The organism is Bradyrhizobium sp. UFLA06-24 (genome assembly GCF_054967145.1).
Genome location: NZ_JADFUE010000220.1, coordinates 1 through 559, shown reverse-complemented (window position 1 = coordinate 559; position 559 = coordinate 1). Strand labels below are relative to the sequence as shown.

Sequence of the window (559 nt, the reverse complement as noted above, 5' to 3'; positions counted from 1 at the left end):
CGACCAACCCCGCGAATTCGCGCGTGAACTTTGTGTCGGCGATCACCGCGTTGCTCAATGAATTACAGCTCGTCGCCAGCGCCGACCAAGCCAGACAGATCCTGACGCAAGTCCGCAAGCATGCCATAAAGCACAAGGTGCCGGTCGAGCGCGAAACAGTAGCAGCGATCTGGCGCGATGTGTGCGGATACTTGTCGCCCCACCCGGCCTGAAGAGGCGTACCCAGCAAGATCTGGACAGGCTATTCGAAAACCAAGCGCCGCGAGGACGGTATCGGGCATCGTTAATCGACGGCCACGACGGCCTGCCTCAGCATGGTCGCGCGAGGTTGGCTGCAGCAGGATCACAGGCGATGCCGCGCTGTCGCCAATCGTCCACGTGCCAATTCAAAGGGAGTTTTCGATGAGTAATCCGCACCCAGCAGCCGGTATCCTGGATCGGCTCAACAAAGCCTCGTCCGCCGAAGAGTTTTTTTCACTGCTAGGCGTCGAGTACGACCCCGGAATCGTCAATGTCGCGCGCCTTCACATCTGTCTCTTATACACATCTGACGCTGCCG

Annotated in this window: 1 protein-coding gene and 1 pseudogene; both read left to right on the top strand. The window is 59.0% G+C overall.

The window, feature by feature from the left end; all coding sequences use genetic code 11:
- Positions 1-212 (top strand): annotated as a pseudogene (locus tag IF809_RS38745) (hypothetical protein); the annotation flags it as partial.
- A 190-nt stretch (positions 213-402) separates the two neighbouring features.
- Positions 403-559: nitrogenase-stabilizing/protective protein NifW (locus tag IF809_RS38740; protein WP_462840105.1), on the top strand; the 157-nt coding region annotated here is incomplete at its 3' end.